Genomic DNA, 25,536 nt, shown 5'->3' on the forward strand with positions numbered 1-25,536 from the left:
CCCTCAGGTCTGCTCGAAGCCCGGCTCCAGCCTCTGCTCCGCCGCGGCGCTGACGCGGGCGTGCTCGGCCTGGTCCAGACGATAGCCCCACATGACAAAGGCCGAGACCGCGACGCCGATCAGGGGCACGACGGTCATGATGGCCTTGATGCCGTCGGCCGTGGCGGGAGTCACGTCCACCCCGTCGACATAGCCGATAGCGAACAGCAGCCAGCCGAACAGGAAGCCGTTGACGCCCAGCGCCAGCTGCTTGGCGAAGCTGGCCAGGCCGAACACCTTTGCGTCGTGGCGCTGGCCGGTGACATAGGCGTTGTATTCGACCGTGTCGGGCAGCATGGCCCAGAACAGCACCTGATAGCTGACGTTGGCGGCCGAGACGGCGGTCAGCAGGCCCGCCGCGATCACCGGATCGCGCGACGGGACCAGCCAGAAGGCGGCGTAGGCGGCCGCGCTCCACAGATTGGCGAACAGCCAGGCGTCTCGCTTGGACCGCCTGCGCGCCACCCAGGCCCAGAAGGGGCTGAAGGCCAGCTGAGCGACCAGGGCCAGCGGCACCAGCACGGCCTTCAGATCGGGCCGCTCCAGCGTGTGGTTGACGTAATAGGTCAGGGCCTTGTTCGTCATGGTGAAAGCCAGGGACGACACGATGATGCAGGCGAACACCCGCATCAGCGGCCCGTTCAGCACCAGCATCCGTCCCACGGTTCGCACGTCGTCGGCCGCGCCGGACAGGGAAAAGCCCTTGGGGTTGGACTCGACCTCGCGCGGCGGTTCGCGGGTCTCGGCGAAGCACAGCCAGAAGATCGGCAGCGACAAGAGCCCCACCGTGCCCGCAGCGGCGACATAGGCGAAGGGATTGCCCTCTCCGCCCGCTCGCGCCACCAGGGTCGGCATCAGATAGGTCACCGCCGCCCCGCCGGAGAAGGCGAAGAACATGCGCCAGCCCGCCAGGCTCGCGCGCTCGTCCGCGTCGCCTGAGATCCGCGCCGACAGCGACGAATAGGGGATCGACACCACCGAATAGGCTGTCCGCATCAGCACCTGGCTGAGCAGGGCATAGAGGAACAGGCCCGACTGTTCGGCGAACAGACCACCCGATGGCACGAGGAAGCAGAGGGCGAAGGCGAGGGCCACCGCCGGACTGGCGAACACCAGATAGGGCCGATAGCTGCCCCAGCGCGTGCGGGTCCGATCGGCGATGGCCCCGATGACGGAATCGGCGAACCCGTCCCACAGGCTGGCGACCAGGAAGACCGTCCCCGCCAGCCGCGCGTCCAGCCCCAGCACGTCCGTGTAGAACGGCATCAGGAGCAGGTTCAGCGTCTGCCAATACAGGTTGAAGCCGAAATCCCCGACGGCCCAGCCGAGCTTGCGCCGCAGCGGCAGGCGGGCCGTCACCGGCCGCTCCACAGGTCGCGCAGAACGAAGGCGGCGCGCTTGGGCTGGCGGTCGCGGGTGAAGACGCCCTTCAGGTTCAACACCACCCGGCGCGAGTGCTGGGCCGTGCGGAAGTCGGCGAAGTTCCAGACGTGGCCGCCGATGGCCGCGGGATGGCGCTCGAGCTCCGCCCAGAACGCGGCGATCAGGTCGGCCTGATACTCCTCGGTGAACAGTTGCGGCGAGGTGGAATGCTGACCGGCCAGGGCGTCGGCGCCGAACTCGGACAGGAAGACCGGCTTGCCGTGCCGGGCCAGGGCGTCGAGGTCGGCGCGCAGCAGCGCGACCGCCCGCTCGATCTGGCCGGGCGCCTGGTACCAGCCGAAGTAGCGGTTGATCGAGACGATGTCGGCCGGGTCGAAGGCCGGGTCGTCCAGCCCGGCATAGCCGACGTTGGCGTGCGTCAGGGGGCGTGTCGGGTCGAGCATTCGGGCGTCGTCGAACAGGGCCTTCCAGTAGGGGCCGGAGCGCGCCCTGTATTCGGGCTCGGCCAGGTAGCCGGGTTCGTTGGCCAGCGACCAGGCGATGACGCTGGGCCGGTGGCCGTCCCGGTCGATCAGGGCCCGGACCGCCGCCCTGTGCTGGGCGAGCGTCGCCCCGGTGACCTGGCGGAAGTCGAGGTTGACCGAGAAGACTTCGTCGATCACCAGCACGCCCCGCTCGTCGGCGAAATCGAGGAAGTCCTCGCTGTAAGGGTAGTGGGAGGTGCGGACGGAGTTGGCGCCGATCCAGTCCAACAGGCCGAAGTCCTTGACCAGCTGGGGCAGGTCCAGTCCGCGCCCGCGGATCGGTCCGTCCTCGTGCTTGCCGAAGCCCTTCAGGACGATGGGCTCGCCGTTCAGCAGCAGCTGATGCCCGTGGACGGCGACGTCGCGAAAGCCGGTGCGGAGCTCGACCCGGTCGGCGACGACGCCCAGCGCATCCAGCCGCTCGACGATGACGTCGTAGAGGGCCGGGTCGGCGGGCGACCAGGGGCGGACGTCGGGAACGCGTAGGCTGATGTCCGAGCCCGCGGGGCCTTCCGACTCCACCTCGCCGACCGACACGCGCACGCGCGCGCCGGGCGGGGCTTCCACGCGCGCCGTCAGCACGCCCAGCGCCGAGGCGCGGAGCCGGACCGCCTCGATCCCGCCGATCGGCGTCGCCGTCAGCCAGACTGGCCGGTTCAGCCCTCCGTAGGGGAAGAAGTCGAACCGTACCGCCGGCCGGTATTCGTCGCGCAGCCGGTTCTCCGCCGCATACTGCTCGGGGGCCACGCCGGGCGTCGGATGGTCGAGCGGCAGGCGGTTGTCGACGCGGACCACGACGCGCACGGTTTGGCCGGCGACCAGCCCGTCGCTGTCGATCTCGAAGGGCAGGAAGGCCGGGCCGCTCTCGCCCACGAACAGCCCGTCCAAGAACACGCGCGCCGAGAAGTCCGCGCTGTCGAACCGAAGCCGGACGCGGCGCCCCTCGAACGACGGGGGGATGAAAACCTCGGTCTGCAGCCACGCGGCGCCCTGGTAGTCCATGAAGCCCGCTTCGGCGAGCTGCTCGTTCCAGGACCCGGGGATCGCGATCGGATGGGTGTGGTCGACGGCTGAGCCCGCGCCCCAGCGCTCGGCCTCGCCGACGTCGTCCGGATCGAAGCGGATGCGCCAGACGCCAGAGAGGTGCAGCGCGTCGCGAAAGGCGTTCCTCTGCGGCCGGATCAATTCACCAGTTCCACATCGTGCCGTCGGTCAGGCGCGCGATGGGCAGCTGGCGCGGATTGTAGGGATACTTGGCCGCCAGGGTCTCGTCGATATCGACGCCATGGCCGGGGGCCTCTCCGGGGATCAGAAACCCGGCCTCGAAGCGGTAGTCGTGGGGGAAGACGGCGTCCGTCTCGGGCGTATGGCGCATATACTCCTGGATGCCGAAGTTCGGGACCCAGGCGTCGAAGTGCAGCGCCGTCCCCATGGTCACCGGCGACAGGTCGGTGGCGCCATGGCAGCCGGTCCTCACCCCCCACACTGAGGCGAAGTCGGCGATCCGGCGCAGGTGCGTCACCCCGCCCGCGCCGACGATGGTGGCCCGGATGTAGTCGATCAGTTGCTCCTGGATCAGGTCCTTGCAGTCCCAGAGCGTGTTGAAGATCTCGCCCACCGCAAGCGGCGTGGTGGTGTGCTGACGGATCAGGCGGAAGGCCTCCTGGTTCTCGGCCGGGGTCGCATCCTCGAGCCAGAACAGCTTGTGCGGCTCCAGCGTCTTGCCTAGCTGGGCCGCCTCCAGCGGCGTCATCCGGTGGTGGCCGTCGTGGAGCAGATGGGTGTCGAAGCCGTAGGTTTCGCGCAAGGCGTCAAACAGCTTCGGCACATGGTTCAGATACTTGGCCGTGTCCCAGGCGGTCTCGGTTGGCAGATGGGCGTCGGCCGGTTCGTAGTAGAGGTCGCCGCGTCCCACCCCATAGGCCAAGGGCACCCCCGGCACGCCGGTCTGGGCCCGCACGGCCTTGTAGCCCATGCCGATGTAGCGGCCGACCGCCTCCACCGTCTGCTCGATGTCGGCGCCGTTGGCGTGGCCGTAGACCAGGACCTTGTCGCGCGACTTGCCCCCGAGAAGCTCATGCAGCGGCGCGCCCAGCGCCTTCCCCTTGATGTCCCACAAGGCGACGTCCACGGCCGCGATCGCCCGCATCGTCACCGGCCCCCGTCGCCAATAGGCGCCGCGGTACAGCAGCTGCCAGATGTCCTCGATCCGTCGCGCGTCGCGTCCGATCAACAGGGGACAGACGTGGTCGTTCAGATAGGCGACGACCGCCATCTCCCGGCCGTTCAACGTGGCGTCGCCGATGCCGTGGACCCCCTGATCGGTGTCGATCTTCAGTGTAACGAAGTTTCGACCGGGCGAGCAGACGATCACCTTCGCCGCCGTGATCGTCAGCGGCTGGGCCACGCCCGCCCGACCTGACCAGTCGGTTCCGAGCGTGAGGGCGTCTCCATCGGCGGCGGGCATGCGGCGATCCTGTGCTAGAACGCGCCGACCCTAGGTGGATAATTTTGGATTGTCCAGATTGGTCAGGCCAGATAGGATGGTGGTCATGTCGCCCAGGAACGAGGCCAAACGACTGTACGAGCAGGTGGCGGAAGCCCTGGCGGCGCGCATCGCCGCCGGCGAGCACCGCGTGGGGGACCGGTTGCCGTCCGAGCGGGATCTGGCCCAAACCTTCGGCGTCTCCCGACCGACCATTCGCGAGGCGGTGATCGCACTGGAATTGGATGGACTCGTCGAGGTCAAGATGGGCTCCGGCGTCTATGTCCGGGCCAAACAGCCGACCGGCGGCAAGGCCGGCGAAACGGACATCGGCCCGTTTGAGTTGCTGGAAGCGCGTCGCGCGATCGAGGGTGAGGCGTGCGCCATGGCCGCGTTGCGGGTGACGTCCGAGACCATCGCCCAGCTGCGCGCCCTCGTGGACGAGATGGAGGACGAGAACGCCCGCGACGTCGTGATGAGCGAGGACGCGGACCGGCGCTTTCATGTAGCCATCGCTGACGCTACCCAGAACAGCGCGATGATCCAGGCCGTGCGCAGTCTGTGGGACGCGCGCAGCCGCTCGCCCCAGCACCAGTTCCTCTCGCAGAAAGTTCGCGCCGCCGGGGTCAAGCCGCGCATCAACGAGCACGCCGCCATCGTCGAGGCCTTGAACATGCGCGATCCGGCCGCGGCGCGCGCGGCCATGCGGGATCATCTGACCCGCGTGATCGAGTCCCTGCTGGAAGCCACCGAGACGGAGGCGATGGAGGCGGCGCGGGCCCGGATCGCCGAGCAGCGCCAACGCTACGCCGCCACGACCCATTGATGTCTCAGCCCCTGACCCTGCACCCCGACCGTCTGTTCCCGGCAGATCCCGGGACGCGAGCGGTCGCGCGCCGGCTCCACGCCGCGATCCGCGACCTGCCGATCGTCAGCCCGCACGGGCATACCGATCCCGCATGGTTCGCCCTCGACGCGCCCTGGGCCAGCCCGGCGGAGCTGCTGATCACTCCGGACCACTACGTCTTCCGGATGCTCCACAGCCAGGGTGTCGCCCTCGAGGACCTGGGCGTCCCGCGCGCCGACGGCGGCCCCGTCGAGACCGATCCCCGCGCGATCTGGCGCCGTTTCGCCGAGCGCTATCACCTGTTCCGGGGCACGCCGTCGCGCATCTGGCACGACTGGGTCTATGCCGAGGTGTTCGGCTTGGATGTGCGGCTGTCGGCAGAGACCGCCGACCTCTATTTCGACGTCATCGACGCGGCCCTGAAGACCGAGGCGTTCCGGCCGCGCGCCCTGTTCGAGCGCTATGGCATCGAGGTCATCGCCACCACCGAGGGGCCGCTGGACGACCTGGCGCACCACCGCGCGATCCGCGACAGCGGCTGGGCGGGCAGGGTCGTCACCGCCTATCGCCCCGACCCGGTCATGGATCCGGACTATGAGGACTTTCACGACAACCTGGTCCGCTTTGGCGCCCTGACCGGCGAGGACGTCGGCCGCTGGCAGGGCTATCTCGCCGCGCACCGCAAACGCCGGGCGTTCTTCGCCGAACACGGCGCGACCTCGACCGACCACGGCCATCCCACGGCCTTCACCGCCGACCTGCCGCAGGATCAGGCCGCCGCCCTGTACGAGCGCGTCGCCACGGGTCCGGTCTCGGCCGGCGACGCCGAGCTGTTCCGGGGCCAGATGCTCACAGAGATGGCCCGCATGAGCCTGGACGACGGCCTGGTGATGCAGATCCACCCGGGCAGCTTCCGCAACCACAACGGCACGGTGTTCAACCGCTTCGGCCGCGACAAGGGCGCCGACATCCCGACCCGCACCGACTATGTTTCGGCGCTGAAGCCCCTGCTGGACGCCGTCGGGTCCGAGCCGGGCCTGACCATCATCCTCTTCACGCTGGACGAGACCGCCTACTCCAGAGAACTGGCCCCGCTGGCGGGCCATTATCCGGCCCTCCGCCTCGGCCCACCCTGGTGGTTCCACGACAGCCCGGAAGGCATGCGCCGGTTCCGCGAGCAGGCGACGGAGACCGCTGGATTCTACAACACTGTCGGCTTCAACGACGACACCCGCGCCTTCCTCTCGATTCCGGCGCGGCACGACGTGGCCCGGCGCATGGACTGCGGCTGGCTGGCCCGTCTCGTCGTCGAGCACCGGCTGGAGGAGGACGAGGCCCACGAGGTCGCCCGAGCCCTGACGTACGACCTGGTCAAGGCGGCCTACCGGCTGTGACCGCCACGCGCCGCGCCCTGATCGCCGCCGCGCTGGCCGCTCCCGCGGCGGGGTGTGTGCAGGAGATCGGCGAGCGGCCCCTGCGCGGCGCGGACGCCCATCCGGCCGGCTATCCCACGGTCGAGGCGGTCGATCACTTCGGCCGGCTGATCTCCGAACGCACCGACGGCCGGCTGCGTCTGCGCAACTACGCCGGCGGCCAGCTCGGTGAGGAGAAGGACACGCTGGAGATCACCGTCTTCGGCGGACTGGACATCAATCGGGTCAATCTGGCGCCGCTCAATCCGATCGAGCCCCTGACGCTGGTGCCGTCGCTGCCCTTTCTGTTCCGCTCGACGGACCACATGCGCCGCGCTCTGGACGGAGCCCCCGGCCGCACCGTGCTGAACGCGCTGGAACGGCATGGCCTCATCGGCCTGGCTTTCTACGATTCCGGCGAGCGCAGCTTCTACAACACCCGCCGACCGATCCGGACGCCGGCCGACATGCGTGGCCTGAAGCTGAGGGTTCAGACCTCCGACCTCTATGTCGCCCTCGTCCAGGCGCTGGGCGGGAGCCCGATTCCCATGTCCTACGGCGAGGTCTTCCAGGGACTGGTCCAGGGCGTGGTCGACGGCGCCGAAAACAACTGGCCCTCCTATCAGGACAGTCGCCACTTCGAGGTCGCCCGCTACTACAGCCTGACGCGCCACGTGATGGCCCCAGAGGTGCTGGTCGCCTCGGCCCGCACCTGGGCCAAGCTGACCCCGCCCGACCGCGACGTCATCCGGGCCGCCGCGACCGAAAGCGTGCCCGTCATGCGCGGCCTGTGGGAGGCGCGCGAGCGCACGGCCCGTCAGGCGGTCGTCGAGGCGGGCGTCGAGGTCGTCGAGGACCTGGACCGGGCCGCCTTCGAGACGGCGATGCGGCCGGTCTGGGACCGCTTCGTCACCTCCGACGCCCAGCGGACCCTGGTCGAGCAGATCCGGGGGATGGGCTGATGCTGGCCGGCCTCGCCTTCGTCTCGCGCTGGATCAGCCGAGGCACCCTCGCCTTCGCCGCGCTGGGCCTGATCGTCATGACCGGCATCATCGGCTGGTCGGTCTTCGCTCGCTATGTGCTGGGCGACGCCCCGGCCTGGGCCGAGCAGGCGGCGCTGCTTCTGATGGTCTGGTTCGTGCTGCTGGCGGCGGCCGTCGGCGTGCGCGAGCAGTTCCACCTCGGCATGACGGCCGCGACCGACGCGATGCCGCAAGGCCTGCGTCGCGCCAGCCGGATCATCGCCATGCTGGGGATCGCAGGGTTCGGCGCGGCCATGGGTGTCTGGGGCGGCGAGCTGGTGGCGCGCACCTGGGCCTTCGACATCCCGACGCTGGGGGTGCCGCGCGGGGCGGCCTATCTGCCCCTGCCCATCGCCGGATGGCTCAGCGTGCTGTTCGCGCTGGAGCACCTGTTGACCGAGGCCCGGGGCCGGAAAGTGGAGCCGCTGTGGAGCTGATCCTTCTCCTCGGGCTGCTCGCCCTGTTGCTGATCCTCGGCGTGCCGGTCGCGTTCGCGCTCGGCCTGGCGTCGCTCGTGACCTTCATCTTCATGGACATCGCGCCGGTCGTGGCGTTCCAGCGGATCGCGACGGGGGTGAACGTCTTCGCCCTGATGGCCATTCCCTTCTTCGTCTTCGCCGGCGACCTGATGCAGCAGGCCGGCATCGCCGAGCGGCTGGTGCGCGTCGCCGACGCCGCCATGGGCCGGATGCGCGGCGGGCTGGGCGTCGTCGACGTCGGGGCCTCGATGATGTTCGGCGGCGTCTCCGGGTCGGCCGTGGCCTCGGTTTCGGCCCTGGGTTCGACCCTGGTGCCGATGATGAAAGAGAAGGGCTACGACGCCGACTACGCCGTCAACGTCACCTCGACGTCAGCGATCCTCGGCATCCTGATCCCGCCGTCGCACAATATGATCATCTATGCGGCGGCCGCAGGCGTGTCCGTGTCAGTGGCGGATCTGTTCCTGGCGGGCGTGGTTCCCGGCATCGTGACCGGCATCCTGCTGGCGGCCGTCGCCTGGTTCATCGCGGTGCGGCGCGGCTATCCCAAGGGCGAGTTCCCCGGCTGGCCGGCCTTCGCCCGCGCCTTCGCCGCCGCCCTTCCCGGCCTGCTGACCGCGGTCATCATCTTCGGCGGCGTGCTGGGCGGGGTCTTCACCCCGACCGAGAGCTCGGCGGTGGCCGTCATCTACACCCTGGTCATCGCCCTGATCGTCTATCGCACCCTGGGCTTTGGAGGCTTCGCCACCGCCGCGCAGAACGCGGTCAAGACCACGGCCATGGTCATGCTGATCATCGGGTCGGCCGCCGCCTTCGGCTGGCTGCTGGCCCTGTTGGAAGCGCCTGAGCAGCTGGCCACCCTGCTTCAGACCCTGACCGACAATCCGATCCTGATCCTGCTGATGATCAACCTCATCCTGCTGGTGCTGGGCACCTTCATGGACATGGCGCCCCTGATCGTCATCACCAGCCCGATCTTCCTGCCGGTCGCCATGGCCACCGGCATGGACCCGGTGCAGTTCGGCGTCATGCTGATGCTGAACCTCGGCATCGGCCTGGTGACGCCGCCGGTGGGGTCGGTGCTATTCGTCGGCTGCGCGGTGGGCAAGATCCGGGTCGAGGAGGCGGTCCGCACGATCTGGCCCTTCTACCTGGCCCTGTTCGCGGCCCTGATGGCCATCACCTTCGTGCCGGCCCTGACCCTGACGCTGCCGGGGCTGGCGGGATGATACGGCTGTCGGACCAGGCGTTGGCGAACCTGCCGGCTGAAATCGCACGGCCGGCTTACGATCGCCGCGCCGTCCGCGGCGGCGTGGTGCACCTCGGCATCGGCGCCTTTCACCGGGCGCATCAGGCGGTGGTGTTCGACGACGCCCTGAGCGCCGGCGACCTGCGATGGGGCGTGCGCGGCGTTTCGTTCCGGTCGCCCGGCGTGCGGGATCAGTTGAATCCCCAGGACGGGCTCTACAGCCTGGTCGTGCGCGACGGCGCACAGGTCCAGACCCGCATCGTCGGCGCGGTCCGGGACGTGCTGGTCGCGCCGGAGAGCCCCGCCGCCGTGGTCGCCGCCCTGGCCGACCCGGACACCCATCTCGTCACCCTGACCGTCACCGAGAAGGGCTATCGGCTGGACCCGGCCTCGGGCGCGCTGATCGAGAGCGATCCGGAGGTCGCCGCCGACCTCGCCTCCCTGGCCGCCCCCCGCACCGCGCCGGGCTTCCTGGCGGCGGGGCTGGCCCAACGGCGCGCGCGCGGGCTCGAGCCGCTGACAATCGTCAGCTGCGACAACCTCCCCCACAACGGCGCGCGTATCAGGGACGCCGTGCTGGCCGTCGCCCGTCGCCACGACCCGGCCCTGACGGGCTGGATCGAGGGCGGCTGCGCCTTTCCCCAGACCATGATCGACCGCATCGTCCCGGCCACGACGCCGGAGGATCGCCGCTCGCTCGCCGAACGGCTCGGCGTCGACGATCACGGCATGGTCAAGACCGAGCCCTTCACCCAGTGGGTGATCGAGGACCGCTTCGCCGGTCCCCGCCCGGACTTCGAGCGGCTGGGCGTTCAGATCACCTCGGCCGTCGGTCCTTACGAGGACGCCAAGCTGCGGCTCCTGAACGGAGCCCATTCGGCTATGGCCTATCTGGGCGGTCTGGCCGGTCTGGCGTTCGTGCATCAGGTCATCGCCGACCCGGTGTTCGCCGCCTATGTCGAGCGGCTGTGGGACGAGGCGGAAGCGACGCTCGATCCGCCCGCCGGACTGGACCTGTCCGACTATCGCCGCGCGCTCAAGGCCCGCTTCGCCAACGCCGCGCTGGAGCATCGCACCCGCCAGATCGCCGTGGACGGCTCGCAGAAGCTGCCGCAGCGGCTGTTGGCGGGGGCCGCCGTCCGGCTGGACCGGGGCCTGTCGATCGAGGCCCTGACGCTGGCCGTCGCCGCCTGGATGCGCTGGCAGGACGGCGTGGACGAGACCGGCGCGGTCCATGTGGTGGACGATCCCCTCGCCGCCGAAACGGCCCGGCTGGTCGCCCGCACGCCCGATCCGCTAGAACGCGCCGCCGCCCTGCTGTCGCTCGAAGCGGTCTTCCCGGAGCGCCTCGCCAGAGACCCGCGCTTCACCGCGCCGGTGATCGCCGCCTACGCGCGCCTTGCCCGGGGCGGGGCCCGCGCCGCCGCTGCCGCCGTGGTCGGAGGCGCGGCGTGACCCTGCTGAGGCTTCATCCGGGCGACGACGTCGCGGTCGCCCTGACCGACCTGGCCGCCGGGGAGATGGTCGATGGGCTGACCATCGTCGAACCGGTCGCGGCCGGGCACAAGATCGCGGTCCACGCCGCCCCGGTCGGAACGGTCGTGCGAAAATACGGCCAGGTCATCGGCCGGGCCTCGGCCGACATCGCCCCAGGCGCCTGGGTCCACACCCACAATCTCGCCATGAGCGACGCCGACCGGTCCGCCGAGATCGGCGCCGATCGCCGCCCCATGCCCGCCCCGATCGACGCCCCGACCTGGTCCGGATATCGCCGCGCCGACGGCCGCTGGGGCACGCGAAACACCGTCGCCATCCTGACCAGCGTCAACTGCTCGGCGACCGTCGCCCGCCGGATCGCCGACGCCTTTCCTGCCGAAGCTCTGCCCGAGGGGGTCGACGACGTCGCCGCCTACACCCACGCAGCCGGATGCGGCGGGGCCTCTCTCGGCCATGACGTCAGGCTGCTCCAGCGCACTCTCGCCGGCTACGCTCGCCACCCCAACGTCGCCGCTGTCCTGATCGTCGGCCTCGGCTGCGAGGCCAATCAGATCCCGGAGTGGCTGGCGGCCGAGGGCCTGACGCCCGGCCCTCGCTTGCGCACTCTGTCGATCCAGGAGGCGGGCGGTACGCTGAAGGCCATCGAGGCGGGCCGCGCCATCATCCGCGACCTCATCGACCAGGCCGCGACCGCGCGCCGCGCGCCCGCGCCCCTGTCCGGCCTCGTAGTCGGGCTCCAGTGCGGCGGGTCGGACGGCTGGTCCGGGGTGACGGCCAATCCGGCGCTGGGCCGCGCCGTCGACCGCCTGATCGCCCATGGGGGCTCGGCCCTGCTTTCGGAGACGCCCGAAATCTGGGGCGCCGAGCACCTGCTGCTCCGCCGCGCGACGCCGGTGACGGCCCAGGCCCTGCTCGACCGCCTCGCCTGGTGGCGCGACCATGCCGAAGCGAACGGCATGGAGCTGAACAACAACCCCTCGCCCGGCAACCTGAAGGGCGGCCTAACCACCATCCTGGAGAAGTCGCTGGGCGCCGTCGCCAAGGCGGGCTCGGCGCCCTTGGAGGACGTCATCGGCTACGCCCAGCCCATGAGGCGGCGCGGACTGACCTTCATGGACAGCCCCGGCTACGATCCCTGCTCGGCCACCGGCCAGATCGCCTCGGGGGCCAATCTGATCGCCTTCACGACCGGCCGAGGCTCAGTGTTCGGCGCCAAGCCCGCGCCCTGTCTGAAGATCGCCTCCAACCCGCGGTTGGCGGCGTGGATGGCCGAGGACGTGGACATCGACGCCTCCTCGATCCTGGACGGCGAGAGCGTGGACGCGGTCGGAGAGCGCATCTTCGCGCGGCTGTTGTCGCTCGCCTCCGGCGCGGCGTCGGCGTCTGAGGCCCTCGATCTGGGGGAGGCCGAGTTCGTGCCCTGGCAGAAGGGAGCCTATCTGTGATCCGCATCGCCTTGATCGCCTCGGTCCTCGTACTGACGCCGGTTCAGGCCGTGGCGACGCCAAGCCGGCTGGCCGAGATCGAGACGGCGATCCGTGAGGTCGGAACCCACGCCGCCCGCGTGCTCATCGACGATACGGGCAAGGGCCGCGCCGACTACGATCTCCTGGCGGGTGAATGGCTGGAATACGAGCCGCATTGGCACACGGGTCAGACGGCCCTGGGGCTGATCGAGGCCTGGCGGGTGACGGGCGAGCCCGAGTTCCTCGCCGCCGCGCGCAGAGCCGGGGACTGGTGGATTTCGACCGAGTTCCAGTCGCCCCATCCACTGGCAGGTCTGGTCAACGCCGCCCACGGCGACCGGTTGGGCCGGCTGATCAACTTCACCACGGTGTCGGACGGCACGCCGGGTCTCTTCGCCCTCAGCCGCGTCACCGGCGACCCCAGGTACGCCGATGCTGCAACCCGGTCAGGCCGCTGGCTGTTCGAGAACACCGCCGTGCCCGGCCATCCGGGCCTCTACTACAACATCATCGAGCCGGACACGGGTCGCCTCTGGACGGACCGCTCGCCGCACCATCCCGACGCGAACCCGGCCTCGGTCACCCAGGTAGCCCGCCCCAACATCGAGGGCTATCTGGCCCGCGACATGTGCCGCCACACCGGCGACCGGCGCTGGTGCGACCGGTTCCTGGCCCATGCCCGCACGGTGGTGGAGAGACAGGACGACAGCGGCCTATGGATGGCCTTCGAACCGAACGATCCGGACACCGGCCGGGTCCACCCCCGCTTCAACATCTGGAACGCCGAAGCCCTGCTGGAGGCCTATGCCCTCAGCCGCGATCCGCTCTTCCTGGACGCGGCGATGAAGACGGGCCGGGCGATGGCGCGCTATCAGGACCGCTGGGGTGGCTTCTCCTACGATCTGAACAGGGACGGGACGTCTCGGCCGGGCTCGATCACGGGATCCGCGACCGCCTTCGCGGGCATCCTCTGGCTCAGACTGCGCGACTACGGCGTCGGCGATGAGTTCGACGGGAACATAGACCGATCCCTGACCTGGCTCCTGGCCAACCGATTCGCCGCGGACCATCCCGATCCCAACCTCGCCGGCGCCATCCTGGAGACGCGCGCCCGCACCGTGGACGGCCGCGTGCGGCTGGCCGTGCGCGACATCGCCGGCGCCTTCGGCCTTCGCTTCCTGGCGATGGCCTGGCGGGACCTTCAGGGCCAGGACGTGAACGAGACCCTGCCATGACGATGATCGATCGCCGCCGCCTGATCTCCGCCGGCGCCCTGACCGGCGCGGTCGCCGCGACCGAGCCCCTGGCCCATGCTCAGGCCCCCGGGGCGGCCCCCGCCCCGGCCCTGATCGGGGCCCTTCCGAACCGGTCCCGCGTCTCCCTCGACGGGCGGTGGAAGCTGATCCTGGACCCCTTCGACGTGTCGGGCCGCAAGCCCGGCCCGCGCCGGAACTTCTGGGAGGACCGTCCCACCACCGACGACGGCCCGCTGGTCGAATACGAATGGGCGTCCAGCGACGAGATCGCCGTGCCCGGCGACTGGAACACGCAGGCCCCGGAGCTCTTCCACTACGAGGGCCCCGCCTACTACCGTCGTGATGTCGAGGGGCCGCCCGCCGACGGGCGCCGCCGGTTCCTGGTGTTCGAGGCCGTGAACTATCGCAGCCGCGTCTGGCTGAACGGCGAACCGATCGCCGAGCACGAAGGCGGCTTCACACCGTTTGAGGTCGAGGTCACCGATCGCCTCCGGCCCGGGGCGAACAGTCTGGTCGTGCGCGCCGACAGCCGTCACGGACCCGAGACCCTGCCCGCGCTGGATTTCGACTGGAAGAACTACGGGGGCGTCACCCGCTCGGTCTGGCTGGTCGATACGCCGGCGACCTTCGTCCGCGACGCCTTCGTGCGGCTGGAGCACGGACGGATCCTCGCCGACATCGTGGTCGACGGCCCCGACGCCGGCGGCGCGCCCGTTCGGCTCGACCTGCCCGATCTCGACGTGGGCGCGGAGGCGGTCGCCGGGTCCGACGGCCGCGTGCGGCTGTCGCTCGCGGCGCCGCCCGGCCTCCGACTCTGGTCTCCGGAGACCCCGGTCTTGAACACGGTGTCGATCGCGGCGGGCGGCGACCGCTGGATCGACCGCATCGGCTTTCGCACGCTCGAGACGCGGGGCCGCGAAATCCTGCTGAACGGGCGTCCGCGCTTCCTCAAGGGCGTCGCCATGCACGAGGAACGCCTGGGGACCGAGGGCGGCCGCGTCACGACGGAATCCGAAGCGCGCGCGCTGCTGACCCAGGTCAAGGCGCTGGGCTGCGACTTCGTGCGTCTCGCGCACTATCCGCATGGCGAGACGACCGTGCGCCTCGCCGACGAGCTCGGCCTGATCGCCTGGGCCGAGATTCCCGTCTACTGGGAGGACGTCGCCTACGATTCCGCCGCCACCCTGGCGCTGGCGCGGACCATGACCGCCGAGATGATCGTGCGCGACCGCAACCGTTGCTCGGTCGGCTTCTGGTCCGTGGCCAACGAGACGCCGCAGACGCCCGAGCGGCTGGCCTTTCTCAGGACGGTGATCAGCGATGTCCGCGCCTTGGACGCCACTCGTCTGGTCACCGCCGCCTTGAACAAGAACGTCGACGTCGGCGGCGTTCGCGACGGCGAGACCCGCCTCATCGTGGCTGACGATCTCGGCCGCGACCTCGATGTGGTGGCGATGAACCAGTACGAGGGCTGGTACGGTCGCCGGACGCCCGGCGAGATTCGCCAGGTCAGCTTCGGAACGACCTGGGAGAAGCCGCTGCTGATGTCCGAGTTCGGCGCCGACGCCCTCCATGGCCATCACGGACCGCGCGAGAGCCGCTGGACGGAGGCGCACCAGGCCTGGCTCTTCGAAGAGACGCTCGAGGCCCTCGCAGCGTCGGGCATCTTCGCCGGGGTCACCCCCTGGCTCCTGAAGGACTTCCGCTCCCCACGGCGGTGGCACGGCAGGTTTCAGCGCGGCTGGAACCGTAAGGGGGTGATCGACGAGACGGGACGGCGCAAGCTCGCGTTCGACACCCTGCGTCGCTTCTACGGGACCTCCTGAAATGACCCTCTCGCTCCGCCCCGCAGACCTTTGCCGCTTCGACTGCGCGGCCATGGGGGAGGTTCATGCTCCGGCTCGATCCCGGCGAAGGTCGGATAGCATTTTCAAGGCGTGGCAGTGGAATGGCAGCCAACCGGATACGCTAGGGACAGCGCACCTGGGACGCCTCGGAGTCCGGCTCCGAGAGGAGTGTCGGTTCGACCCCGGTCGCCCGCACCAGTTCAGCGACTAAGGCGCGGGCGCGAGGCGTCTGACCATCATGTCAAAAGAACAAACTCGGTCTCCAGAACCTACCGCTTCGCCTTTGGGCGAGAAGCTTGTGGATAGGCCCCCCTTGGCTCTCATCACACGCTCAGAAAGCTCGCGACGGTCAGCCGCGCCATCTTCGCATTTGGTCCCAAAGTCTCCGGGGCGGGGCGGGCGCAGTGCAACAGGCCGCCGCGATAGATCAGAGCCCGGTTGAAGTCGCCGTCGAAGCGTCCGATCTCCTCAAACAGGGGAGTGGAGCCGTCGATGTATCCGGGCGGCGGCGCGCCGTGCTCTCGGAGGTCCCGAGCCAGGGCGTCGAGATAGGCGCGATGCCGGGCCGCGTCGATGAACTCGAAGCCCGTCGTGCGATGCCGGAAGAAGGCCGTGCCGCCAAGGTCGCGCGGGCCGAGATAATGGATCACCGCCATCATGCCCGGCGCCACCCCGTCGATATGCGGCAGCCGCTGGGCCAGACTGAGCTGCTCGGGCTGAAGCGTCGTCACCGAATAGAGGGCCCGGTCCACGCGCACCCGGCCCGAGGCTCCGAAGACCTCACGCAGGATCGGGGCCAGCACCTGGACCAGGCCTTCGAAGTAATCGGCCGCGACGGGGGCGCGGACGCCCGGATAGTAAGGCCCCATGGGGGCGAGCTCGGCCTCGCGACCCGCGACCGCCAGCCGCTCCGGGTCGGGCGCGAATCCATCGACCACCACGACAGGCTGACCCTCGGCGCCGAGGCGATGGACGTCGATGACGGGGGCGTGGCTCATCGGCCGAGGCTCCATGCTGGCGACGGGATGGGCGGAGGCGGTAGGGTTCGGCCATGCGCCCCTTGCCCGAAGTCTTCCACGTGTCCCTCGACGACTTTCGCGCCATCCGGCGACGCGCCGAGCCCATGGTGCTGCGGGGGCTGGTGAACGACTGGCCCCTGGTGCGCGCCGATCGAGCGGGCGACGGGCCGGACCTGCTGCGCAGCCTCGCAGATGATCGCCCCGTGCGTTTCCTTCGGGCCGAGCCGGAGGCCGAAGGGCGGCTCCACTACGGCGCGACCGTCGGCGGGGCGAACTTCGTCACGCAGGAAGGCTCGCTCGGCGCCTTCCTCGACGCCGTCGCCGAGGCGGCGCGGCAAGCCCGGCCGCCCGCCCTGGCGGTGCAGGGACTGCCTGCCGCGGAGCGCCTGCCGCAGTTTGCGGCCCGCCACCGGATGCCCCTGCTGCCCCAGCAGATCCCCGGCCGCCTGTGGATCGGCAATGCCGCCAAGGTGGCCATCCATCATGACCCGTCGGAGAACATCGCCTGCGTCGCGGCCGGCCGTCGATGCTTCACCCTGTTCCCTCCGGAGGCGGTCGGGGACCTCTACATGGGGCCGTTCGACGACACCCCGGGCGGCGTCCAGGTCAGCCTGGTGCATCTGACCGATCCCGACCTTGAGACCTATCCTCGATTCCGCCGGGCGTTCGAGGCGGCGCGGGAGGCGGTGCTGGAGCCTGGCGACGCCATCTACATCCCCTACCACTGGTACCACCATGTGGAGGCCACGGAGCCCTTCAACGTTCTGGTCAACTACTGGTGGGACCCGGCGTCGCGCGGGCTGGGGTCGCCGTGGGACGTGATGCTGCATGGGCTCATCGCCTTGCGCACCCTGCCGCCGGAGCAGAGGCGCGCCTGGCGGGCGATGTTCGACCACTACGTCTTCCAGCTGGACGGCGACCCGGCCGCGCACCTGCCCGAGACCCGGCGCGGCGCGCTCAGCCCGCCGACCGCAGAAGGACTGGCGCGGCTGCGCGCGGCCCTGAAGGCGCGACTTCGATAGGCGCAGCCTTGACGTGCTTGGCCACGAAGGCGGCGTGCTCGGGCATCACGGCGACGCACTTGAGGATGGTGGTCTCCACATTGCGCACGAAGGTCTCGATCTCGGTTTCGTCCAACACGTCGACCAGGGGGTCGTAGCCGCGGGGCGTCCAGCCCTGACCGAGGAAGACTTGAATCCAGCTCTCCTCGGCGAAGAGCTCCTCGTCCTCGCGCACCACCCTGGCGTGGGCCATCCAGAGGTCGATCTTGCGCTGGAGGGTGTCCGGAATCGCCATCTCGCGGCAGTGCCGCCAGAACGGCGTGTCGTCGCGCCGGGTGGCCTTGTAGTGCAGGACCAGAAAGTCCCGGATGCGCTCGTACTCGAAGTCGGTCTGACGGTTGAACTCGGCGATGTCCGCCGGGTCGAAGCCGGCCCCGGGCCACAGCCTGATCAGTCTGAGAACGCCGGTCTGAATGAGGTGCAGGGAGGTGGATTCCAGCGGCTCCATGAACCCCGCCGCCAGACCCAGCGCGACGCAGTTCCGGTTCCACACCCGCTTGCGCTTGCCGGTGACGAAGCGCAGCCGGTTCGGCTCGCCGGTCGGGGCGCCGTCCAGATGGGCGCGAAGCGTCGCCTCCACCTCGTCGTCGCCGATGAAGGCGCTGGCGTAGACGCAGCCGTTGCCGGTGCGATGCTGCAGCGGGATGCGCCACTGCCAGCCGGCGTCGCGGGCGGTCGCGCGGGTATAGGGCAGCAGGGGTTCGGTACGCTCGCACGGCATGGCGATGGCGCGGTCGCAGGGCAGCCAGCGGCTCCAGTCGTCATAGCCGGTCTTCAGGGCCTCCTCGATGATCAGGCCGCGAAAGCCCGAGCAGTCGATGAACAGATCGGCCTCGAGGACGGCTCCGTCGTCGAGCGTGACGGACCGCACGAAGCCGTCGTCCGAGCCGAGCTGGACGCCGGCGATCCGGCCCTCGCGGCGCACCACGCCCCGGCTCTCGGCGAGGCCCCGCAGATAACGCGCGAACAGTCCCGCATCGAAGTGATAGGCGTAGCCGATGCGGCCGAGCGGCGATTCCGGCAGGCGGGGGTCCGGCCGCATGAAGCGGTTCTGGAGCGCCGCTGCGGTGTTGATCGAGAAGTTCTCGAACGGACCCGCCCGCCCGAGCGCGTTCATCTTGAGCCAGTAGTGATGGCAGCGCAGCCATTCGAGCTCGCGCCCGATCACGCCGAAGCCGTGGATGTAGCTTTCGCCGAGATGGCCCCAGTCGTTGAACTGGATGCCCATCTTGTAGGTGCCCTGGGTGGCGAGCATGAAGTCGGCCTCGTCCAGGCCGAGCAGCTCATTGTACTTCTTGATGGCCGGTATGGTGGCTTCGCCGACGCCGACCGTGCCGATCAGTTCGGATTCGACCAGGGTGATCTCGTAGCGGCCCTTGAGCAGCTTCGACAGCAAGGCTGCGGTCATCCAGCCCGCAGAGCCGCCGCCCACGATCAGGATCCGGTTGAGCTGTCGCATCGTCTTGGTCCAGGTCTCCTGGCCGGCCGCGAAGATCAGGCCTCGGGACAGGCCTCCGGCGTGTTGGGCATGGGCAGCGTCCCGACCGTGCGGGGTCGAGCGTAGCTCAGACCATAGCCGCGCGGAAACTGGACCACGTCCTCCTCGCCCTCGCCGGTCGAGCAGGCCGAGCCGGGCCAGACGAAGGACAGCCGCCCGCTGAAGTCGTGTCGTCCGCCGACCAGCAGGTCCGCCAGGCCGTCCGCCTCGGTTCCCGGCAGGAAGGCGGCAACGAAGGCGTCGGACAGGTTCATGAGGTCGTTCGCATAGGCCGGGCGTCCCGAGTACAGCACGGTGATCACCGGGACCCCGCGACCGGAGACGGCCCGCAGGACCCCGAGGTCGGCGGGATGGAGCTGACTGTGCTGGACCGGGCGGGGGAAGCGCACGTCGCCGTGATACTCCGCATAGGGCGTCTCGCCGATCACGGCCACGACCGCGTCGTAGTCGGCCGGGTTCATGCCCGCGCCATCGATCGAATAGGTCACGTCGGCCTCGCCCAACGCGCGCCGCAGCGCCGTCAGCAGGGTCTCGCCGGTCCCGAAGTCGGCGTCGGTGTTCTCGGTGCCCTGCCAGGTCAGGGACCAGCCGCCGGTCTGGTTCGACAGGCTGTCCGCGCTGGCCCCGACCACCAGTACCCGGGACTCGGGCGCCAGCGGCAAGGCCGCGCCGTCGTTCTTGAGCAGGACCACGGACCGGCGGACCGCCTCGCGCGCGAGATCGCTGAAGTCCACCGCCGAGGCGTCGGCGTTGAACCGGCTGCTCGCGGTCGGCCGCTCGAACAGGCCTGCGCGCATCTTGACCCGCAGGATGCGTGTGACGGCGTCGTCGATCCGGGCCATCGGAATGCGGCCTTCCTCGACGTCGCGCACGGTGTTGGCGATGAACGCGCGCCAGTCCTCGGGGACCATGATCATGTCGACGCCGGCGTTGATCGCCTGGGGACACCAGTCCTTTCGGCACCCCGGCACCTGTTCGATGGCGTTCCAGTCCGAGACCACCAGCCCGTCGAAGCCCATGCGCGCCTTGAGGACGTCGGTGAGGAGTTCCCGGCTGCCGTGAACCTTGCCGTAGTCACGGCCCGCCTCGACGTCGTTCCAGCTGTTGTAGGTGGCCATGACCGTCTGGGCGCCGGCGGCCAGCGCGGCGTAGTAGCCGGCGGCGTGGACGCGTATCATCTCGTCCTCAGACGCCCTGTTCTCGCCCTGGTCGACGCCCTGGAACGTCCCGCCGTCGCCGAGGAAGTGCTTGGCCGTCGCCACCACGTCGCCGTCGCCGCTCAGCTCTCCCTGGAGCCCCTCCACCATCGCCTCCGCGTAGCGGGCCACCAGCGCGGGATCGCTGGAGTAGCTCTCATAGGTGCGGCCCCAGCGACGGTCCTGGCCGACCGCGACGGTGGGCGCGAAGACCCAGCCGATGCCCGTGGCCCGCACCTGTTGGGCAGTCGCGCGTCCGATCCGCGCGATCAGGTCCGGATCATCGGCGGCGCCCAGGCCGATGTTGTGGGGAAACAGGGTGGCCCCACGCACATTGTTGTGGCCGTGCACCGCGTCGGTGCCCCAGATCAGCGGGATCGGCGTCGCCATGTCGGTGCGCATCGCCGCGTCATGGAAAATCTCGGCGTGGGCCGCCCACTCGGCCACGGTGGCGTCCTTGTCCATGTTCGGCCAGGCCCCGCCGCCGTTGAGGACCGAACCGATGTAGAACTCGGTCACCTCTGCCGGCGTGATGAAGCGCACGTCCGGCTGCGTCATCTGACCGATCTTCTGCTCCAGGGTCATCTCCGCCACGAGCGCGGCGATGCGCGCCTCCATGAGCGGCTCGGCGGCGACCGGTGAAACGGCCGTAGGCCACGCGGAAACGTCCTCGCCTCGGGGATGAGCGCCGCCCCCCGCGCAGGCGGCGAGCGCCAGGGCGGAGGCGGCGAGCATGAGGCGAAGGGTCTTCATCGAACGCACTCTCGGACTGGAAGGTTGTCGCCTGAAAAAAGCGGGGCGGCCGCACGCGACCGCCCCAGGGCTCAGGAGGGTCTAGAAGCGGTAGTTCACGCCGAACAGGAACTGCCGCCCGTATTCTTCGTAGACCTCGGGCAGGAAGCCGCCGTCCGCGGTCGTAGTCCCGCCGCCGTCGATTCCGAGGCGGGTCTGGTACGGGGAGTTGGTCAGGTTGTTCACCTGGAACAGAAGCCCCAGCCCCTCCAGCGCGCCGTCCTGGAAGGTGTAGCCGATCTGGGCGTCGACCTGCTCGTCGTCCAGGATCTCGGTCTGCCCCCGGGTGGCGAACAGCTGAACCACCTCGCCCTTGAACGCCTCGCGGAAGCGCTTGGAGATTCGCGCCTGGAAGCCGCCGCGCTCATAGTAGGCGGTGACGTTGTAGACGGTGCCGGACAGGCCCGGGATGCGCACCGGCGAGCCCGGGTTGGCGGTGGGGTTCAGGTCCGACTCGGTCAGCGACAGCGAGCCAATGACCCCGAGGCCGTCCAGCGGCTCCCAGATCGTGCCGAAGTTGAGCGCGCCGGAGAACTCCAGCCCCTCGATCGTGCCGCCCTCGCCGTTCGCCGGCAGGCTGATCGAGCCGATCGGGCTGATGATGACGCCCGGCGGGATCGCGGTCGCCGTCGCGGGGATGGGAATGCCCGAGAAGTCGAACTCGCTGGTCTGGGTGTAGATGTAGGTCTCGAGGTCCTTGTAGAAGGCCGCGATCGACAGATAGGTCGTGGAGTCCACGTACCACTCGTAGGCGAGGTCGAAGGCGGTGGCCCGCCAGGGCTCGAGGTTGGGGTTCCCGCCCGACGCCGACCAGGGGTTCACCTCATCGCCCGCCACGCAGGTCTGGCCGCTGCAGACTAGGGAGTTGAAGCCGGGCGTCACATTGGCCCGCATCTCGTCCATCCGCGGACGGGCCATGGTCTTGGCCGCGGCGAAGCGCAGCCGGTGCCCGCCGCCCAGGTCGTAGATCACGTTCAGGCTGGGTAGGGTGTCCACATAGCTGTCGCCCTCGGTGATGGAGGTCGGGACGATCGGCTGACCGGGCTCCAGGCCGTTGATGATGACGCCGGTGGACTCCTGGGTCTGATCCACGATCTGGACCCCGAAGTTGCCCCGGAAGCGGCCCCACTCGAAGTCCGCCTTGGCGAAATAGGTGACGACCTCCTCCTCGATGTCCCAGTTCTTGTCGTAGAAATTGGCGTCGAGGATCGGCGCGCGGTCCCAGTAGACGTCCAGAGCGCGGGTCAGATCGATGCTAAGCACGTTGCCGAAGCCGGCGAAATCGAGGGAGGTCGGCTCGACGAGGTACTGCGGGTCCACCAGCGCCTGCTGTCGGCCGTTCTTGAGGAACAGATCGAAGTCGTCGACCCGCTTCATCTTCTCGCGATTGGTCAGGTTCACCCCGACCGTGACGGTATTGATGATGCCGTCGAATTCGCGCTCGCCCTTCACGTCGAAGGCGTAGATGGTCTCCTCGACGTCCGGGAAACGGATCGCGCCGTCGTGCGCCCAGCCGCCCCACGGCGCCCGGTCGCCCAGCGAGACCCGCGAGGCGTCGGCGTAGTCCAGGCCCTCGGCGTAGGTCGGGAATCCGTCATCCGAGATGTCGAAACTGATGTCGTCCAGCGTGCGGCCGACGTTCGGGGTCGCCCCGGTCACACCGCCCGTTCCGAGCCCATAGCCAGCGTAGGTCTCCAGGATCTGCTCGCGGCGCTGGTTCGACGAATAGGACAGGTCCGCCGTCAGACGGGTGCGCTCGTCCAGCTCGTATTCGTTGTTCAGCCCCACGGCGAACAGTTCGTCCTCGCGGGTGTTGAAGTCGTTGCGAAGGATCGGGACGGCGTTCTCCACGGTCCCGGAAACGGCGAACAGCGAGCCGCCGCGATCCTCGGTCTGGACGTTGGAGTAGGCGACGTCGTCGGCGTAGTAGTTCGAGAACCACTGGGCGCCGCGCCGCGTCTCTTCCTGATCGAACTGGGAATAGTAGAGATCCAGCGTCGATTCCCAGCGATCGTTTGGCCGCCACTGGGCGATGCCGATGAAGGCGTCGCGCGTGTTCACCCGAGACGTGGCGAAGATCTCCTGACCATTGAGGAACAGGGCGCCGTCGGCGCTGTCCGGCGAGGTGCGGTCGCCGGGGAAGGCCTCATAGCCGTAGGCCTTGTACTGGCGCGCCTGTGAGGGCGAGTCGAGGTGGGCGTAACCGAGCGCCAGGCCCAGGGTCCCGTCCATGAACTGGTCGATGTAGCTGATGGAGACCCGCGCGCCGGTGCTTTCGACATCGCTGTTCAGGTCGCCGTCCTCAAGCCATTCGCCCCGCACGTTGAGCGCGATGGCGCGCTCGCCGAAGTCCAGCGGGCGCACGGTGCGCAGGTCCGCCGTCCCCGACAGGCCGAAGCCGGACAGTTCCGCGTCCGGCGTCTTGTAGATCACGACGCCGGACAGCAGCTCGGAAGGGTACTGGTCGAACTCCACCGCCCGGTTGTCGCCGGACGACGCCTGCTGCCGACCGTTGAGCAGGGTCGTGGTGAAGTCCGGCGCCAGGCCGCGGATCGAGATCACCTGGGCGCGGCCGTTCACGCGCTGGGCCGCGAGACCCGGCAGGCGCGCGATGGACTCGGCGATTGAGACGTCCGGCAGCTTGCCGATGTCCTCGGCGGAGACCGCCTCGACGATCGAGGTTTCAGTCCGCTTCAGTTCGATCGAATCCGCGAGGCCCCGCCGCAGGCCGGTGACGATGATCTCATCGACCTCGGTGACGTCAGGCTCCTGCGGGGGCGCGGCCTCCTGGGCTCGAGCCAGACCCGGCGCGGCCGAGATCAGGGCCAGCGCCGATACGGACGCCGCCATGAGCGACCGGTCGACCTTCGTGCGTCGCATGTTTCCGTTCCTTCCCCCGGCGCGCCTGTGGCGCGTCCTTGTTCTTGGGCTCCGCATCGGCGATGGAAGCGCTTCCAATCGATAGCGCGCTTTAGGCTCCGGCGCAATCCCTCGTCCGGATCAGGGCGCGTCCCAGACATAGGTGGCCGCGCTCTTGGCGGGCAGGATGACGCTGGCGAGGCGACCCGGCTCGCCGACCCGCAGGGCGGCCGCGACCTCGCGGTCGTTGAACACCAGCAGCGCCCGCCGCCCGTCCGGATTGACGAAGCCCACGCTCGACACTCCGGGCGCCTCGCCCGATTCCACCCGCGTCGCGCCCGGCAGAACGAACCGGCTGGCGTGGCCGAACGCATAGTACTCCTGGTTCCGGGTGATCTCCCCGGTGCCGTTGTCGATGGTCACGACGCCGCGGCAATCGCCGCATCCCCCGGCATGGGGGCCCCACGCCTGATCGAGCGCCAGGTTCCACATCAGCACGCCGCGCGCCCAGTTGCGCACCGAGCCGATGATCAGTGTTCTGACGGTCCAGCTGAAGCTGTCGGAGAAGGCCGGCGCCCATTGGCCGCCGGAGCATTCGGTGAAGTAGACGTCCTTGTTGGGAAAGCGCTCCCGCACCTCGCTCTGGGCGCCGACCTCGCCCGCGTAGCAGTGCCAGGCCACGCCGTCGACGTACGGGTTGGCGACCGGATCGGCCAGCACCGTCAGCGGCTGCTGCGGCTGGTCCCAGTTGTGGTCCCAGTCCAGGATGCGGGTCTCGATCCCCGCCTGGTCGAGCGCCGGACCCAGGTGGCGGCCGATGAACACCGCGCGGTCGGCGGGCGGCCAGCGCATGCCCGGATAGCTGTCGGGTTCGAAGTCCGGCTCGTTCTGAATGCTGAGGTAGTCGGTCGGAACGCCGTTCGCCCCGGCGGCCCGAAGGTAGCGGACCCAATAGTCGGCGTAGGTCGGATAGAACTCCGGCTTGAGCTGTCCCTGGATCAGGCTGTCGGTGGTCTTCATCCAGCCGGGCGCGCTCCAGGGAGAGTGCATGACCTTCAGCTCGGGGTTGATGGCGACCGCCGCCCGCACGGTGGGGAAGACATGAACCTCCATCGGCGCGGTGGAGAAGCCCGCCAGCGTCGGATCCGGCGTGTCCGCCAGGGTGTAGTGGCTGAGCGAGAAGTCCGAAGCCCCTACGGTCACGCGGGTGAAGCTGAAGCCGAGTCCGCTCTCGCCCCGGCCGAACAACTCCTGGAGCAAGGCGTCGCGCGCCTGTGGGGTGAGCCGCGTCTGGATCAGGTACGCCGACGCATCGGTGATCGACGCCCCGAACCCGACCATGGTCTGGCGCCGTTCGCCGGGGTCAAGCGTCACGACCTCGCCCGGGCCCCCGGCGCTCCAGCCGGCGACCGGTTGCGGCTGCATCAGACGGGACTGGTCGCCGGAGGTGATCCACGCCCGGACCTGGGCCTCGGCGGCTTCCGCGCCGCCGACCGCCACGAGGGCCAGCGTCGCCATCAGCGACCTGCGCAGCCCGACAGGGTTCTTCCCGAACATTCCTCGCCTCGCCCTTGATGAAGTCTTCTTTGGAAGCGCTTCCAGTAG

At 69.6% G+C, this 25,536-nt stretch carries 18 protein-coding genes; 10 read left to right on the plus strand and 8 right to left on the minus strand.

The features are described 5' to 3' along the window. Positions 1–3: 3 nt before the first annotated feature. From ACFFGE_RS06505 to manD, 3 genes are read right to left on the minus strand one after another with little or no spacing between them, the layout of a single operon-like run. Positions 4–1,398 (minus strand): MFS transporter, encoded by a 1,395-nt coding sequence (locus ACFFGE_RS06505; RefSeq protein WP_376835439.1) that lies wholly within the window; start codon positions 1,396–1,398, stop codon positions 4–6. Beyond that, positions 1,395–3,131 (minus strand): glycoside hydrolase family 2 TIM barrel-domain containing protein, encoded by a 1,737-nt coding sequence (locus tag ACFFGE_RS06510; protein WP_376835440.1) that lies wholly within the window; start codon positions 3,129–3,131, stop codon positions 1,395–1,397. The genes ACFFGE_RS06505 and ACFFGE_RS06510 overlap by 4 nt, the downstream gene beginning before the upstream one ends. A gap of 1 nt (position 3,132) precedes the next feature. Next, on the minus strand, positions 3,133–4,341 hold the full coding sequence (manD, locus tag ACFFGE_RS06515; RefSeq protein WP_376835584.1) for a D-mannonate dehydratase ManD: 1,209 nt from the start codon (positions 4,339–4,341) through the stop codon (positions 3,133–3,135). Between the two features lie 157 nt (positions 4,342–4,498). Here manD and ACFFGE_RS06520 point away from each other — a divergent pair, with 157 nt between their 5' ends. The 9 genes from ACFFGE_RS06520 to ACFFGE_RS06560 are packed head-to-tail and all read left to right on the plus strand — an operon-like array spanning position 4,499 to position 15,485. Next, a complete protein-coding gene (locus ACFFGE_RS06520; RefSeq protein ID WP_376835441.1) occupies positions 4,499–5,257 on the plus strand; it encodes a FadR/GntR family transcriptional regulator in 759 nt (252 codons plus the stop codon). Then, complete coding sequence (gene uxaC, locus ACFFGE_RS06525; RefSeq protein WP_376835442.1) at positions 5,257–6,672, plus strand: glucuronate isomerase; 1,416 nt, start codon at positions 5,257–5,259, stop codon at positions 6,670–6,672. Before ACFFGE_RS06520 ends, uxaC begins: the two co-directional genes overlap by 1 nt. Continuing rightward, entirely contained in the window at positions 6,669–7,652 is a 984-nt protein-coding gene (locus tag ACFFGE_RS06530) for a TRAP transporter substrate-binding protein (protein ID WP_376835443.1), read from the plus strand. The genes uxaC and ACFFGE_RS06530 overlap by 4 nt, the downstream gene beginning before the upstream one ends. Beyond that, complete coding sequence (locus ACFFGE_RS06535; RefSeq protein WP_376835586.1) at positions 7,649–8,149, plus strand: TRAP transporter small permease; 501 nt, start codon at positions 7,649–7,651, stop codon at positions 8,147–8,149. The genes ACFFGE_RS06530 and ACFFGE_RS06535 overlap by 4 nt, the downstream gene beginning before the upstream one ends. Continuing rightward, a complete protein-coding gene (locus tag ACFFGE_RS06540) occupies positions 8,140–9,420 on the plus strand; it encodes a TRAP transporter large permease (protein WP_376835444.1) in 1,281 nt (426 codons plus the stop codon). The genes ACFFGE_RS06535 and ACFFGE_RS06540 overlap by 10 nt, the downstream gene beginning before the upstream one ends. Beyond that, positions 9,417–10,895, plus strand: a complete 1,479-nt coding sequence (locus ACFFGE_RS06545; RefSeq protein WP_376835445.1) for a mannitol dehydrogenase family protein — start codon at positions 9,417–9,419, stop codon at positions 10,893–10,895. Before ACFFGE_RS06540 ends, ACFFGE_RS06545 begins: the two co-directional genes overlap by 4 nt. Then, positions 10,892–12,382: a UxaA family hydrolase gene (locus ACFFGE_RS06550; protein ID WP_376835446.1), complete on the plus strand. Its 1,491-nt coding sequence runs from the start codon at positions 10,892–10,894 to the stop codon at positions 12,380–12,382. The genes ACFFGE_RS06545 and ACFFGE_RS06550 overlap by 4 nt, the downstream gene beginning before the upstream one ends. Then, positions 12,379–13,638 carry a glycoside hydrolase family 88 protein gene (locus ACFFGE_RS06555; protein WP_376835447.1) on the plus strand — a complete coding sequence of 420 codons (1,260 nt, stop codon included), beginning with the start codon at positions 12,379–12,381 and terminating at the stop codon, positions 13,636–13,638. The genes ACFFGE_RS06550 and ACFFGE_RS06555 overlap by 4 nt, the downstream gene beginning before the upstream one ends. Then, positions 13,635–15,485 (plus strand): glycoside hydrolase family 2 protein, encoded by a 1,851-nt coding sequence (locus tag ACFFGE_RS06560; protein ID WP_376835448.1) that lies wholly within the window; start codon positions 13,635–13,637, stop codon positions 15,483–15,485. Before ACFFGE_RS06555 ends, ACFFGE_RS06560 begins: the two co-directional genes overlap by 4 nt. Before the next feature lie 344 nt (positions 15,486–15,829). Here ACFFGE_RS06560 and ACFFGE_RS06565 read toward each other — a convergent pair whose 3' ends face one another. Further along, entirely contained in the window at positions 15,830–16,504 is a 675-nt protein-coding gene (locus tag ACFFGE_RS06565) for a DUF6445 family protein (protein WP_376835449.1), read from the minus strand. Between the two features lie 53 nt (positions 16,505–16,557). On the opposite strand from ACFFGE_RS06565, the gene ACFFGE_RS06570 reads away from it, so the two are divergent. Further along, the gene (locus ACFFGE_RS06570) at positions 16,558–17,547 is read left to right on the plus strand and encodes a cupin-like domain-containing protein (RefSeq protein WP_376835450.1); all 990 of its coding nucleotides are present in this window, start codon (positions 16,558–16,560) and stop codon (positions 17,545–17,547) included. Here ACFFGE_RS06570 and ACFFGE_RS06575 read toward each other — a convergent pair. The 4 genes from ACFFGE_RS06575 to ACFFGE_RS06590 all read right to left on the minus strand — a co-directional run bounded on the left by ACFFGE_RS06575 (position 17,483) and on the right by ACFFGE_RS06590 (position 25,488). Then, entirely contained in the window at positions 17,483–19,045 is a 1,563-nt protein-coding gene (locus ACFFGE_RS06575) for a tryptophan halogenase family protein (protein ID WP_376835451.1), read from the minus strand. The genes ACFFGE_RS06570 and ACFFGE_RS06575 overlap by 65 nt on opposite strands. A gap of 35 nt (positions 19,046–19,080) precedes the next feature. Continuing rightward, positions 19,081–21,033, minus strand: a complete 1,953-nt coding sequence (locus tag ACFFGE_RS06580; protein WP_376835452.1) for a glycoside hydrolase family 3 protein — start codon at positions 21,031–21,033, stop codon at positions 19,081–19,083. Between the two features lie 81 nt (positions 21,034–21,114). Then, positions 21,115–23,952 (minus strand): TonB-dependent receptor, encoded by a 2,838-nt coding sequence (locus ACFFGE_RS06585; RefSeq protein WP_376835453.1) that lies wholly within the window; start codon positions 23,950–23,952, stop codon positions 21,115–21,117. A gap of 120 nt (positions 23,953–24,072) precedes the next feature. Then, positions 24,073–25,488, minus strand: a complete 1,416-nt coding sequence (locus ACFFGE_RS06590) for a glycoside hydrolase family 30 protein (protein WP_376835454.1) — start codon at positions 25,486–25,488, stop codon at positions 24,073–24,075. Positions 25,489–25,536 lie beyond the last annotated feature (48 nt).

It is taken from the genome of Brevundimonas balnearis (genome assembly GCF_042434805.1).
In the GTDB taxonomy this organism is placed as follows: Bacteria; Pseudomonadota; Alphaproteobacteria; order Caulobacterales; family Caulobacteraceae; genus Brevundimonas; species Brevundimonas balnearis.

Excerpts from the sequence above, each read along its gene's own strand:
- ACFFGE_RS06580 (WP_376835452.1), bottom strand. The coding sequence starts at position 21,033 with ATGAAGACCCTTCGCCTCATGCTCGCCGCCTCCGCCCTGGCGCTCGCC.
- ACFFGE_RS06565 (WP_376835449.1), bottom strand. The coding sequence starts at position 16,504 with ATGAGCCACGCCCCCGTCATCGACGTCCATCGCCTCGGCGCCGAGGGT.
- ACFFGE_RS06590 (WP_376835454.1), bottom strand. The coding sequence starts at position 25,488 with ATGTTCGGGAAGAACCCTGTCGGGCTGCGCAGGTCGCTGATGGCGACG.
- ACFFGE_RS06560 (WP_376835448.1), top strand. The coding sequence starts at position 13,635 with ATGACGATGATCGATCGCCGCCGCCTGATCTCCGCCGGCGCCCTGACC.
- ACFFGE_RS06520 (WP_376835441.1), top strand. The coding sequence starts at position 4,499 with ATGTCGCCCAGGAACGAGGCCAAACGACTGTACGAGCAGGTGGCGGAA.
- ACFFGE_RS06570 (WP_376835450.1), top strand. The coding sequence starts at position 16,558 with ATGCGCCCCTTGCCCGAAGTCTTCCACGTGTCCCTCGACGACTTTCGC.
- ACFFGE_RS06545 (WP_376835445.1), top strand. The coding sequence starts at position 9,417 with ATGATACGGCTGTCGGACCAGGCGTTGGCGAACCTGCCGGCTGAAATC.
- uxaC (WP_376835442.1), top strand. The coding sequence starts at position 5,257 with ATGTCTCAGCCCCTGACCCTGCACCCCGACCGTCTGTTCCCGGCAGAT.
- ACFFGE_RS06575 (WP_376835451.1), bottom strand. The coding sequence starts at position 19,045 with ATGCGACAGCTCAACCGGATCCTGATCGTGGGCGGCGGCTCTGCGGGC.
- ACFFGE_RS06585 (WP_376835453.1), bottom strand. The coding sequence starts at position 23,952 with ATGCGACGCACGAAGGTCGACCGGTCGCTCATGGCGGCGTCCGTATCG.